This window comes from Pseudomonas sp. R3-57 (genome assembly GCF_051132065.1).
Classification (GTDB): domain Bacteria; phylum Pseudomonadota; class Gammaproteobacteria; order Pseudomonadales; family Pseudomonadaceae; genus Aquipseudomonas.
Genome location: NZ_CP071655.1, coordinates 5,344,430 through 5,356,603, shown reverse-complemented (window position 1 = coordinate 5,356,603; position 12,174 = coordinate 5,344,430). Strand labels below are relative to the sequence as shown.

Genomic DNA, 12,174 nt, shown 5'->3' with positions numbered 1-12,174 from the left:
AATGCCTGCGGTGACGCTCCGCGTCACGCTTTTGGACGCAGAGCGTCCATGGCTGCATTCCCACGCAGAGCGTGGGAATGATCGGCACCGTATTCGCGAGCAGGCTGGCTCCCACAGGTTCAGTTGACTCAGTAACCGAGATCGGTGCGCTTGAGGTACATGCCTTCCTGGTTCATCGCTATCCGGTACTTCTGTATATCGCCCGCTTGCAGCTTGATTTCCTGCGAGCCGGGTGCGAGCAAGCCCGGATTGCAACCGGGTACTTGTCCCGGCAACAGCTTCAAGCGCAGCGATACATTGCCCGGCGGCAGGTTGAACGAGGTGCTCTGTTCCTGAAACAGCCGCGCCGACAACTGATCCTGAATGTACACGCCAATTTCGCACGAGGTCGCCACTTCCAGGCGCTCGCGGGAAATGATCAGTACCGCGTAATCTTCCCCGACAGCCTGCACAGGCGCGACGGCGGTGAAGAGACCGAGAAAGCCAAACAGGCTGAAAGCTGACCAGCGCATGGCTGCATCTCCTGCAATCGAAGTCATTGATGTACGCAGCTTGGCCGAGCCCGGCGCCGATTGCCAGCCCGGCAGTTTTTGCCAGAACTTGACCTTGCCATCGTGGCAAGCTCGAAACTGCCGGCAACCTCACTCAAAGGAGTCATTCCATGCAAGTATTCAATGTTCAAGGCATGTCCTGCGGTCATTGCGTTAAAGCCATCACAAGCGCCGTGCAGGCCAGGGATCCGGCGGCCAGCGTGCGTGTCGATCTGGCTGCGAAAGAGGTCGGCGTCGAAAGCACATTGGACGCTGACAAGATCATCGAAGCGATCAGCGAAGAAGGGTACGCGGTGAAGCTCGTCTGAAATTGATCGTTAGCGAGCTATCGGAATGTTCAAGGCGTCCGGGCACGGCTAGACTGTCAGGCTGCGACTTGCCCACCTGGATGCCTGATGAACTTTCGTACCATTTTGATACTTGGCGCCTTGAGCGCTTTCGGTCCATTGGCGATCGACTTTTATTTACCCGCATTTCCGGCCATGGCGCTGGCGTTCGGCACCGATGAGCAGCATGTGCAGCTGACGCTGGCCGCGTATTTCCTCGGCCTGTCGCTGGGCCAACTGGCTTACGGGCCGATTTCCGATCGGTTCGGCCGGCGGATTCCACTGCTCAGCGGCGTCGGCCTGTTCACCCTCGCGTCACTGGCCTGTGCCTATGCGCCGAGTCTGGAATGGCTGATCGGCGCGCGTTTCGTCCAGGCACTCGGGGGTTGCGCGGGCATGGTGATTTCCCGCGCGGTGGTCGCCGACAAATGCGATGCGGTGGGCTCGGCGAAGGTTTTCTCGCAATTGATGCTGGTCATGGGGCTGGCGCCGATTCTGGCGCCGATGCTCGGCGGTCTGCTGGTCAATACCAGCGGCTGGCAGTCGATCTTTCTGGTGCTGACCGGTTTCAGCGCCCTCGCGGCGCTGGCAGTGGCGCTTGGCCTGCCGGAAAGCATGCCGGCGCACGTGCCGCGCCAGCCATTGTCCGGTGCATTGCGCCAATACACGCGATTGGTCAAGGACCGGGTTTACCTCGGCCACGCACTCACCGGCGGCATCGCCATCGCCGGCATGTTCGCCTATATCGCCGGTTCACCCTTTGTGTTCATCAAGCTGTACGGCGTGCCCGCCGAGCATTTCGGCTGGCTGTTCGGCACCAACGCGGCGGGTTTCATTCTGGTGGCGCAGGTCAACGCGCGGCTGTTGGCCAAGCGCGGCCCGGCGTTTCTGCTGGTGCGTGCGGTGTGGGTGTATTTTCTCGCGGGGCTTGCCTTGCTGGCGGTTGGCGCGATGCGCCCGGAAGCCTTGTGGCCGTTGCTGATTCCGTTGTTCATCTGCATCGCTAGCCTCGGTTGCATCATCCCCAACGCATCCGCCTGTGCGATGAACGGCCAGGGCGCGCGGGCCGGCAGCGCGTCGGCGATGCTCGGTTGTCTGCAATTCAGCATCGCCGCCGGTGCGGCTGCGCTGGTGGGCGTGCTGCACGATGGCAGCGCCGTGCCGATGGCCATGGTCATCAGCCTGTGCGGGTTGCTGGTGGTCAGCGTCGCTTTGCTCACCCGCCGCCTGCAGAACGCCCGGGCATTGGCGCAAGCCCAGGCCGAGGCGTAAACAGTCTCAGCCGGCAGCGCGCTGCTGGCTGTACTCGGGAATGCGATGGGGCGCGCAGAGTCGCGCTTCGAGGGTGCGAGTGAAAGCCAGTGCTTCGGCTTCACTGCGAAAGGTCACGACATGCTGGTCGAGGCGAACCTGCCATTGAGACTTTGCCACTTCTTTTATCAGGATCTTCATTGCTGACCTCCCTTGCGTAAAAGATGTATCGCAGAGGCTTCGATTGTAGACCTGAATACGATCGCAATTGTGACAACGGCCGGGCATCGGACTGACGGCAAAAAGATGCGCAGCCCTGCCAGCCGCTCTAGCGCTGGCAAAGGTTGCGACGTGGGTTTTTTTAGAAACCTTCTAAAACAATTTTTCCCTTGGCCTTGCCGCTTTCCAGCAGTTCATGGGCGCGACGCAGGTTGGCTGCGTTGATGATGCCGAAGTGTTCGCCGACGGTGGTTTTCAAGGTGCCGGCGTCGATCAGTTGCGCGACGCGGTTGAGCAGGTTGTGCTGCTCGATCATGTCCGGCGTCTCGAACAGCGAGCGGGTGTACATGAATTCCCAGTGCAGCGACAGGCTCTTGCGCTTGAGTTTGCTCACGTCCAGCGATTTCGGATCGTCGATCAGCGCCAGTTTGCCCTGCGGCGCCAACGCCTCGACCAGTTGCTCCAGATGCTGGTCGGTCTGCGTCAGACTGGCAACGTGAGTGACGCTGTCGAGGCCGGCGCGCTTGAGTTCTTCGCTCAGCGGCTGACTGTGATCGATCACCACATCGGCGCCCAACGCCTTGACCCAGTCGCGGGTCTGTTCGCGGGACGCGGTGCCGATGACCTTCAGGCCAGTCAGCTGCTTCGCCAGTTGCGTGAGGATCGAACCGACCCCACCGGCCGCGCCGACAATCAGCAGGCTCTGGCCTTCGTCGGTTTTGCCTTCATTGATTTGCAGACGCTCGAAGAGCAACTCCCAGGCAGTTATCGCGGTCAGTGGCAACGCGGCGGCTTCGGCGAAATCGAGGGTTTTCGGCATGTGGCCGACGATGCGCTCATCAACGACGTGCAACTCACTGTTGCCGCCGGCACGGGCGATCGACCCCGCGTAGAAGACTTTGTCGCCGGCCTTGAACAGCGTCACGTCGCTGCCGACTGCCTTGACCACACCGGCGACGTCCCAGCCCAGCACTTTCGCAGCGCCGTTTTCCGGCGCTACGTTCTGCCGCACTTTGGTGTCGACCGGGTTGACCGAAATGGCTTTGACTTCTACCAGCAGGTCGCGCGGGCCGGCGACCGGTTCCGGCAGTTCGATGTCCTGCAGCGCGTTGGTGTCGCTGATCGGCAGGGATGCGTAATAGGCGATGGCTTTCATGAAAGGCTCCGTACGTTGATAGAAGAAGAAATCAGGCAATCGCGCCGAGGCGCTTGAGCTGGAAATGTTCGATGGTGTCGCCGGCACTGCGCTGAAAGTGCTGGAAGTGCGCGCTGGTGTTGTGTGCCTGCAGCACTTCGTCACTGGCCCACTGTTCGATCACGTAGAAAACCTGTGGGTCGGCGAGGTCGCGGTGCAGGTCGTACTGGCCGCAACCGGCCTCGGCACGGCTCGGTGCAACCAGCGCGCGCAGGGCCTGTTCGAGGGCGTCCTGCTGGCCGGGTTTGGCGGTCAGGGTAGCGATGGCGGTGAAGGGCTGAGACATGTCGGGCTCCAATAGCGCAGCAAGAATTCGATGGACAGATGATTCGCTATTTCTGTTAGCGATAAAACCGGCTAAAACAGCAGTCTCTTTCAATTTTATTTTGATAATCGAGGCTGAGGATGCTGCGTTTCGATGACTTGCAGTTGTTTGTTCGCGCGGCGGATCTGGGCAGCCTGTCGGCGGCGGCGCGGGTGATGGACATGTCTGCCGCGGTGGCGAGCGCGGCGTTGAAGCGCATCGAGCAGCAATTGGGCGCGCGCCTGCTGGCGCGCTCGACCCGCAGTCTGCGCCTGACCGCCGAGGGCGAGGGGTTTCTGGAATATGCGCGCGCGGCGCTGAGTAATCTCGACGAAGGTCGGCGCCTGCTCGCCAGCGGTCAGGATCAGGTCAGCGGGATTTTGCAGCTGTCCGCACCCTCGGACTTCGGTCGCAACCTGCTGCTGCCATGGCTCGACGAGTTCCAGCGCGAGCACCCGCGGCTGACCGTGCGCTTGCTGCTCGGCGACCGCATCGCCGATTTGTTCCGCCAGCCCGTGGACATCGCGTTGCGTTACGGTGAGCCGGAGGGTTCGAGCCTGGTTGCGCTGCCTATCGCTGCGCACAACCGTCGCGTGCTCTGCGCCTCCCCGGCCTACCTCGCCCGGTATGGCGAGCCGCGTCAGCTCGAACAACTGGCCCAGCACAATTGCCTGTTGTACATGCTCGGCAGCCGCGTCCACGACCATTGGAGTTTCCATGACGGCAAGCGCGAAGTCGGCCTGACGGTCAGCGGCGACCGTTTCAGCGACGATGCTGATGTCGTGCGTTTGTGGGCGCTGGCCGGTGCCGGGATCGCCTATAAATCCTGGCTCGACGTCGGCACCGATGTCCTCGCCGGACGGCTCAAGGTGCTGCTGCCGGAACTGCTCTGTGAGCGCGCACCGCTGAATCTGTTGTGCGCTCATCGCGCACAATTGAGTAAGCCGGTGAACCTTCTGCGCGACATGCTCGCCAGCCGTTGCGCTGAATTGAGTAGTCAATTTCGCGTTTTTTCAAAAGTTGATCATTAGTCGCAGGCAAATAGAGAAATTTCTCTCAGGAACAATCACCACCTGTGCAGCCCCGAGCGCAGGACGCGGCGCCTAACCCGCTTATACTAGCGCCCGCCTCATGCCAGCACCGACACCCCGGCCCGGAGACCTTCGCACCCCGTCGCCCGTATTGGCGTGACGGTCGCGCATCTGCTGCGGGTGCTGTGCCGGGGCAGGCTGCGTCAGCGGCTTGCCTCGCCCCGGTACATGGCGATTTTCGCGTCTTGGCCGACGATCCATTAGCGGCCAAGATGTCTCCGAGCAGTAGACGATACGATTCAACAGGGAGTGAACACATGGAACATGCACCTTGCATCAGCCAGATCGCCACGTTGCTGGCCGACCCCAAGCGCAGCGCGATGATGTGGGCGTTGATGGATGGCGCGGCGCGGCAGACCGAGGAGCTTGCGCTACAGGCGGGGCTGTCGCCGTCCTCGGCCAGTGCGCACCTGACGCGGCTGGCCACGGGTGGTCTGTTGAAAGTCGAAGTCCGTGGTCGCAAGCGGTTTTTCCGCCTCGCGGCGCCGGAGGTCGGTGCGGCGATAGAAGCCCTCGCCAGCGCCACCATCGCCAGTGCGCCGCGCGAGGTTCCGGACGTGTTCAAGCGCAGCACGCCGCTGGCCAAACCGCAGACCGCACCGTCGTCGCTGTTGCGCGCACGCTTTTGTGACGATCACCTGGGCGGTACGCTGGCCGCCGATCTGTACCAGCGCCTGCTCGATGCCGGCTGGATCGAACAGCTGGAGCATCGCGTCGTGGTTACCCAAAAGGGCGCGAAGTTGCTGGCCGAGCGTGGCGTGTTCATTCAGGCGCTGGCCCATCGCAACGTGCAGGTGGCGTGCGCCTGCCCGGACTGGAGCGAGCGGCGTCCGCACATGGGCGGCTCACTTGGCGCGGCATTGCTGCAGTTGTTCATGCAGTCCGGCTGGCTGACGCTGCCCAACGACTCCCGAGCCTTGCAACTGACGGCCACCGGGCAACGCGAATTGCATCGTTTCGCCAAAGATACCGAGCTGGAACTGGCGTAGTAGAGCGTTGCACAAAGCCTGCCTCGAACTGCGCCAGCGCGTCTGGCGTCGTTGACGGCTGCGAACAGGTCGCATCCAGCAGCAACGCCGCATCGCTATCGCGCACACTCGTTCCGGGGATATTTCGGAGGGGGGAAGCAGCATGCAAACACAGCGCTACAGCGCGGCAGAACGTCTGGAACGTCTGCCGATCAGCGGTTATCACCGGATCATTTTCATCATCATCGCCCTGGCGTTTTTCTTCGACTCCATGGACCTGGCGATGATGACGTTCCTGCTCGGCTCGATCAAAGCCGAGTTCGGCCTGAGCAGCGCACAGGCCGGACTGCTCGCCAGTTCGAGTTTTTTCGGCATGGTGCTGGGCGCCTCGCTGTCCGGGATGCTCGCCGATCGCTTCGGACGCAAGCCGGTGTTCCAGTGGAGCATCGTGCTTTGGGGCGTGGCCAGTTATCTGTGTTCGACGGCGCAAACGGTTGAGACCCTGACGCTGTTCCGCATCCTGTTGGGGATCGGCATGGGCATGGAGTTTCCGATTGCCCAGTCGATGCTGTCGGAGCTGATTCCGGCGCAACGCCGCGGGCGCTACATCGCCTTGATGGATGGTTTCTGGCCGCTCGGTTTCGTCGCGGCCGGCGTGCTCTCCTACTTTCTGCTGCCGGTGATCGGCTGGCGCGACATCTTCCTGGTGCTGGCAGTGCCAGCGGTGTTTGTTTTGGCGATTCGCTTTTTCATTCCCGAGTCGCCGCGCTGGCTGGAACAAGCCGGGCGCGACACCGACGCGGACAAGGTGTTGAGCGGTATTGAAGCGCGGGTGCGTACTTCGCTTGGCGGTGCAGCGTTACCCGAACCTGTCCGCTTGCCTCGTACCGTGACGCCGCCGGGCAATTTCTTCTCGGCGCTGAAGCAGATCTGGTCGCCGCAGTACCGCCAGCGCACGACGATGATCTGGAGCCTGTGGTTTTTCGCCTTGCTCGGCTTTTACGGGCTGACTTCGTGGCTCAGTGCGTTGCTCCAGCAATCGGGTTTTGCCGTGACGCAGTCGGTGTATTACACGGTGCTGATTTCGCTGGGCGGGATTCCCGGTTTTCTCATGGCCGCCTGGCTGGTCGAGCGCTGGGGGCGCAAACCGGTGTGCATCGTGACGCTGCTTGGCGGGGGCGTGATGGCGTTTCTGTACGGGCAGAGCGCGGTGTTCGGCGGCAACGTCGCGCTGCTGATCGGCACCGGGTTGCTGATGCAGTTCTTTCTGTTCGGCATGTGGGCGGTGCTCTACACCTACACGCCCGAGTTGTACCCGACGTCGGCACGCGCCACGGGTTCAGGCTTCGCCTCGGCGATTGGTCGGGTCGGCTCGCTGCTCGGACCTCTGGTCACCGGGCTGGTATTCCCGATTACCGGGCAGGGCGGGGTGTTTGCGCTGGGCGCGGCATGCTTTGCAATCGCGGCGGGGGTGGTGTGGCTGTTCGGGATGGAGACGCGGGGCAAGACCCTTGAGGAGCTGACTGAAGCCCAAATCCCAGGCTAAACACATGTCCAATTGTAGGAGTGAGCCTGCTCGCGATAGCGGTGTGTCAGTTGAAGATTTTTATCTGACACACCGCTATCGCGAGCAGGCTCACTCCTACAAGGGATTTGCGGTGAGGCTTAGGGTTTGACCAGCCGCGCATCCAGGCTGTTCTGCGCCAGGCGCCTGGCCTGATCCTGGGTCATGCCGAGGTGTTCATGCAGCGCATGGAAGTTCTCGGTCACATAACCACCGAAGTACGCCGGGTCATCCGAGTTCACCGTGACCTTCACGCCGCGTTCGAGCATGTCGAGGATGTTGTGCTGCGACATGTGATCGAACACGCAGAGCTTGGTGTTCGACAGCGGGCACACGGTCAGGGGGATCTGTTCATCAATGATCCGCTGCATCAGGCGCTCGTCTTCGATGGCGCGCACGCCGTGGTCGATGCGCTGGATTTTCAGCAGGTCGATGGCTTCCCAGATGTATTCCGGTGGGCCTTCTTCACCCGCATGGGCGACGGTCAGGAAGCCTTCATGGCGGGCGCGATCGAACACACGCTGGAACTTGCTCGGCGGGTGGCCCATCTCGGAACTGTCCAGACCGACCGCAACGAACGCATCGCGGAACGGCAGCGCCTGATCGAGGGTTTTCTCAGCCTCTTCTTCGCTCAGATGACGCAGGAAACTCAGGATCAAACCGCTGCTGATGCCCAGTTGCGTCTCGCCATCCTTCAATGCCGCTGCGATGCCGTTGAGCACCACTTCGAAGGGAATGCCACGGTCGGTGTGGGTCTGCGGATCGAAGAACGGTTCGGTGTGAATCACGTTCTGTTCTTTGCAGCGCAGCAGATAGGCCCAAGTCAGGTCGTAGAAATCCTGCGAGGTGCGCAGCACGTCGGCGCCCTGGTAATACAGGTCGAGAAATTCCTGCAGGTTGTTGAAGGCGTAAGCCTTGCGCAGGGTTTCCACGTCGTTCCACGGCAGGGCGATCTTGTTGCGCTCGGCCAGGGCGAACAGCAGCTCGGGCTCCAGCGAGCCTTCCAGATGCAGGTGCAGTTCAGCCTTCGGCAAGGCGTTGAGCCAGTCGTACATAGTCTTTTCTCATCAGGTGCAATGACGGCATTCTACAGATGCTCGCCGAAACAATTGGCAAAACCTGACCAAGCGATCCATCACACCGCCGCTTGCTCTCGCCGGTAAGCGTAAGTATCGGCGAAGCGCGACAACAGGAATTCGGCGCAGGTGGTGGTCGGATATTTCGCCGGATGCTGTGCGTCCTGGCAACCGGGCAAGCATTCGATGCGGGTGTCCGGATGTGGCTCGGCGAAGAACGGCATCGAATAGCGGTCGACGCCGAGCGGGCTGATCACCCGGTGCGGGGTCGAGCGATAACGGTCGTTGCTCCAGCGCGCCATCATGTCGCCGAGGTTGACCACGAAGGTACCGTCAATCGGCGGTGCGTCGATCCATTCGCCCCTTACATTCTTGACCTGCAAGCCGCCGGCGCTGTCCTGATAGAGCAGGGTGATGCAGCCGTAATCGGTGTGCGCGCCGGCACCTTGCTGCTCGGCCGAACTAGCGGTGTGGCGCGGCGGGTAGTGGATCATGCGCAGCACGCTGACCGGGTCAACGAAACGGCTGTCGAAGAAATCGCGTTCGATTCCCAGTGCCACGGTCATCGCCCGCAACAGCGTCTGCGCCAGCGCCTGCATGTCTGAGTAATGTTGCTCCATCAATTCAACCCAGCCTGCCTGCGCCGGATGGCGGTTAGGCCCGCGCAACGGTTTTTCGGCGAGTACCTCGGGATGATCAGCGGGCAGGTGCAGGCCCATGTCGAAGGTTTCTTTCAGATCGCTGGGTTTGTCCGGATCGAGCTGTTCGGTGGCGATGGCGCCGTAGCCGCGGTGATGGCGGGTCTGGGTAATGTCGATCTGCAGTTTTTGCGCAGCGGGCAGGGCGAAAAATCGTTGCGCGTGATCGAGCAGGGCATTGATGCGTTGCGCTGATATCGGGTGGCCCTTGATGTAGAAAAAGCCCCATTCGCGGCAGGCGTGGTCGATTTGAGCGGCGACGGCGGGCCAGGCGGATTCGTCGTCGCTATAGAGCGGGCTGATATCAATGATCGGAGGCTGATCCATGTTGCGTTCTCACAGTTGGTGATCGTTCCCACGCTCTGCGTGGGAACGCCTCAATGGACGCTCCGCGTCCGCTTTCGGCAGGGACGCGGAGCGTCCCGGGCGGCATTCCCACGCAGAGCGTGGGAACGATCGAGGTAAGTGGATTACTTCGGCATTTCGGCCTTCATGCCTTCCACGTAATAGTTCATCGACGCCAGTTCGGCATTGGTTGCACTCACGCCCGCCGGGATTTTCTCGACGCCGGCCTGATCCTTGATCGGCCCGGTGAACGGCTGCAACGCACCGCTCTTGATGTCGGCAATGATCTGCTCGGCTTCGGCTTTCACCGGTGCCGGCACCAGGTCGCTGATCGGCAGCTCAACCGTGCCTTCCTTCAGTCCGCCCCAGTAGTCTTGCGGTTTCCAAGTGTGATCGATCACGCTCTGCGTCGCCTGAATGTAGTGCGGCGCCCAGTCGTTGACGATCGACGTCAGCACCGCTTTCGGCCCGAAGTGCGCCATGTCCGAGGCGTAACCCACCGCGTACACGCCACGGCGTTCCGCGGCCTGAATCGGCGCCGGGCTGTCAGTGTGCTGGAACACCACGTCGACGCCCTGGTCGATCAGCGCGTTGGCTGCATCGGCTTCCTTGCCCGGATCGAACCAGGAGTTGACCCAGACCACTTTGATCTCGGTGCCGGGGTTGTATTTGTTCAGGGCCAGTTGAATGGCGTTGATGTCGCGGATCACTTCCGGGATCGGGAACGAGGCGACGTAGCCGATCTTTTTGCTTTTGGTCATCTTCGCCGCAAGGAAGCCGCCGACGTAACGCCCCTCGTAGGTGCGCGCGAGATAGGTGCCGAGGTTCTTGTCCTGCTTGTAGCCGGTGGCGTGTTCGAAGGTCACCTTGGGAAACTGCCTGGCGACTTTCACGGTCGGGTTCATGTAGCCGAAGGAGGTGGTGAAAATCAGGTCGTACTTGTCCTTGGCCATGTTGCGGATGACCCGTTCGGCATCGGCGCCTTCGGCGACGTTCTCCACATAGTTGGTGGTGATCTGGCTGCCAAACTTTTCCGCCAGCGCCTTGCGCCCCTGTTCATGCTGATACGTCCAGCCGTGGTCACCGATCGGGCCGATGTAAACGAAACCGACTTTCAGCGGATCGGCAGCGCTGGCGCTCAGGCTGATGCCCAGACCGATGGCGGCGCACAGCAGTTTGTGCAGCGGACGTATTTGCATGAAGTGGAGCTCCGTTTTGTTGTGTGTGCCCAGGGCCAATGCAAATTGCTGACCAACAGGACAACAAACAATCCGGAACTTTGTGATGGCTATCGCGAGCAGGCGAAGGCCTACAGGGGAATGCATTCCAAATGTAGGCCTTCGCCTGCTCGCGATAGGGCCATCAGGGCCGATAAAGGTGCACCTGCCGAAGCACTGCCATGGCTTGGTGCGCGAAGATGTAACGAAACGTTAGCGCCGCCCGGCAGTCAGTAGCTTCATCAGCTCCTTTCGGCAAAAGGCCCGCCATGTTCTCGATCCTCAAACAAGAAAGCTTTCTGCTGCTGGCAATCATTGCCGCGTGCATCGCCTATCCGCTGGAACACTGGCTGCTGCACAGCGGCCAGATCGTCGCGCTGGTCGGCGGGCTGGTGCTGATCGGCTTCATCGTCGCCGCTTCGATGCGCGTCGCCCATCACGCCGAACTGCTCGCGGAAAAAGTCGGCGATCCTTACGGCACGATGATCCTGACCCTCGCCGCCGTGCTGGTGGAGGTGGTGATTCTGGCGATCATGATGAGCAACGAAGCCTCGCCCACGCTGGTGCGCGACACGATCTATTCAGCGGTAATGCTCGACATCAACGGCATCCTCGGTCTCGCCGCGCTGATGGGCGGGATCAAGCACGGCGAGCAGTCCTACAACGACGATTCGGCGCGCAGCTACAGCGTGATGATCCTCACCGCGATGGGCGTGTCGATGGTGGTGCCGGAGTTCATACCCGAAGCGAACTGGAAGCTGTATTCGGCGTTCACCATTGGCGCGATGGTGGTGCTTTACACCTTGTTCCTGCGCATGCAGGTCGGGCCGCACAGCTATTTTTTCAGCTACAGCTACCCGGACAAGCGGCGCAAGAAAGAACCGATCGAGCAAGAACCGAAACCGCTGAGCCTGGGCCTGTCGATCGGCATTCTGGTCGGCGGTGTGGTGGTGATCGGTGCGCTCGCCGAGATCATGTCCAAGACCCTCGATCTCGGCCTGGAAGGCACCGGGGCGCCGCCGGTGATCACGGCGATTCTGGTGGCGGCAATTTCTGCAGCGCCGGAAATCCTCACGGCATTGCGCGCGGCACTGGCCAACCGCATGCAGTCGGTGGTCAATATTGCGATGGGCGCGTCACTGTCGACAGTGATCCTGACTGTGCCGGTGATGGAAGCCATGGCGCTGTACACCGGCCAGCCGTTTCAGATGGCAATGACCCCGGTGCAGACAGTGATGGTCTTCATCACCCTGATCGTCAGCGCAATCAACCTGAACGACGGCGAGACCAATGCCATCGAAGGCATGACCCACTTTGTGCTGTTTGCGACGTTTATCATGCTGTCCCTGCTGGGCCTATAGGAACGCTG

Annotated in this window: 13 protein-coding genes; 6 read left to right on the top strand and 7 right to left on the bottom strand. The window is 61.4% G+C overall.

The genetic code is table 11. From position 1 onward, the window contains the following. Positions 1 to 128: 128 nt before the first annotated feature. Positions 129 to 512 carry a hypothetical protein gene (locus J3P93_RS24145; RefSeq protein WP_434592645.1) on the bottom strand — a complete coding sequence of 128 codons (384 nt, stop codon included), beginning with the start codon at positions 510 to 512 and terminating at the stop codon, positions 129 to 131. A gap of 149 nt (positions 513 to 661) precedes the next feature. Here J3P93_RS24145 and J3P93_RS24140 point away from each other — a divergent pair, with 149 nt between their 5' ends. Together J3P93_RS24140 and J3P93_RS24135 are read left to right on the top strand one after the other, a co-directional pair. Beyond that, the gene (locus tag J3P93_RS24140) at positions 662 to 859 is read left to right on the top strand and encodes a cation transporter (RefSeq protein WP_434592643.1); all 198 of its coding nucleotides are present in this window, start codon (positions 662 to 664) and stop codon (positions 857 to 859) included. Positions 860 to 946: 87 nt separating this feature from the next. Continuing rightward, entirely contained in the window at positions 947 to 2,149 is a 1,203-nt protein-coding gene (locus J3P93_RS24135; protein WP_434592640.1) for a multidrug effflux MFS transporter, read from the top strand. Positions 2,150 to 2,155: 6 nt separating this feature from the next. Here the strand turns inward: J3P93_RS24135 and J3P93_RS24130 are convergent, their stop codons facing one another. The 3 genes from J3P93_RS24130 to J3P93_RS24120 form a co-directional block, all read right to left on the bottom strand. Further along, positions 2,156 to 2,329, bottom strand: a complete 174-nt coding sequence (locus J3P93_RS24130; RefSeq protein WP_172833298.1) for a hypothetical protein — start codon at positions 2,327 to 2,329, stop codon at positions 2,156 to 2,158. A gap of 160 nt (positions 2,330 to 2,489) precedes the next feature. Further along, positions 2,490 to 3,503 (bottom strand): zinc-binding alcohol dehydrogenase family protein, encoded by a 1,014-nt coding sequence (locus tag J3P93_RS24125; RefSeq protein WP_434592637.1) that lies wholly within the window; start codon positions 3,501 to 3,503, stop codon positions 2,490 to 2,492. Positions 3,504 to 3,534: 31 nt separating this feature from the next. After that, on the bottom strand, positions 3,535 to 3,828 hold the full coding sequence (locus J3P93_RS24120) for a putative quinol monooxygenase (RefSeq protein ID WP_434592635.1): 294 nt from the start codon (positions 3,826 to 3,828) through the stop codon (positions 3,535 to 3,537). A 119-nt stretch (positions 3,829 to 3,947) separates the two neighbouring features. On the opposite strand from J3P93_RS24120, the gene J3P93_RS24115 reads away from it, so the two are divergent. The 3 genes from J3P93_RS24115 (at position 3,948) to J3P93_RS24105 (ending at position 7,451) form a co-directional block, all read left to right on the top strand. After that, positions 3,948 to 4,877: a LysR family transcriptional regulator gene (locus J3P93_RS24115; RefSeq protein WP_434592633.1), complete on the top strand. Its 930-nt coding sequence runs from the start codon at positions 3,948 to 3,950 to the stop codon at positions 4,875 to 4,877. A 317-nt stretch (positions 4,878 to 5,194) separates the two neighbouring features. Continuing rightward, the gene (locus tag J3P93_RS24110) at positions 5,195 to 5,926 is read left to right on the top strand and encodes an ArsR/SmtB family transcription factor (protein WP_434592631.1); all 732 of its coding nucleotides are present in this window, start codon (positions 5,195 to 5,197) and stop codon (positions 5,924 to 5,926) included. 142 nt (positions 5,927 to 6,068) lie between these two features. Further along, entirely contained in the window at positions 6,069 to 7,451 is a 1,383-nt protein-coding gene (locus J3P93_RS24105; protein WP_434592629.1) for an MFS transporter, read from the top strand. 119 nt (positions 7,452 to 7,570) lie between these two features. Here the strand turns inward: J3P93_RS24105 and J3P93_RS24100 are convergent, their stop codons facing one another. From J3P93_RS24100 to J3P93_RS24090, 3 genes are all read right to left on the bottom strand, one after another. Then, positions 7,571 to 8,524, bottom strand: a complete 954-nt coding sequence (locus tag J3P93_RS24100) for an adenosine deaminase (protein ID WP_434592628.1) — start codon at positions 8,522 to 8,524, stop codon at positions 7,571 to 7,573. Between the two features lie 80 nt (positions 8,525 to 8,604). Further along, on the bottom strand, positions 8,605 to 9,570 hold the full coding sequence (locus J3P93_RS24095) for a 2-oxoglutarate and iron-dependent oxygenase domain-containing protein (protein ID WP_434592626.1): 966 nt from the start codon (positions 9,568 to 9,570) through the stop codon (positions 8,605 to 8,607). 143 nt (positions 9,571 to 9,713) lie between these two features. Next, the gene (locus J3P93_RS24090; protein WP_434592624.1) at positions 9,714 to 10,787 is read right to left on the bottom strand and encodes a BMP family ABC transporter substrate-binding protein; all 1,074 of its coding nucleotides are present in this window, start codon (positions 10,785 to 10,787) and stop codon (positions 9,714 to 9,716) included. Between the two features lie 287 nt (positions 10,788 to 11,074). Between J3P93_RS24090 and J3P93_RS24085 the strand changes: the two genes are divergently transcribed. Next, entirely contained in the window at positions 11,075 to 12,166 is a 1,092-nt protein-coding gene (locus J3P93_RS24085) for a calcium:proton antiporter (RefSeq protein WP_434592621.1), read from the top strand. The last annotated feature ends 8 nt before the right edge of the window (positions 12,167 to 12,174 follow it).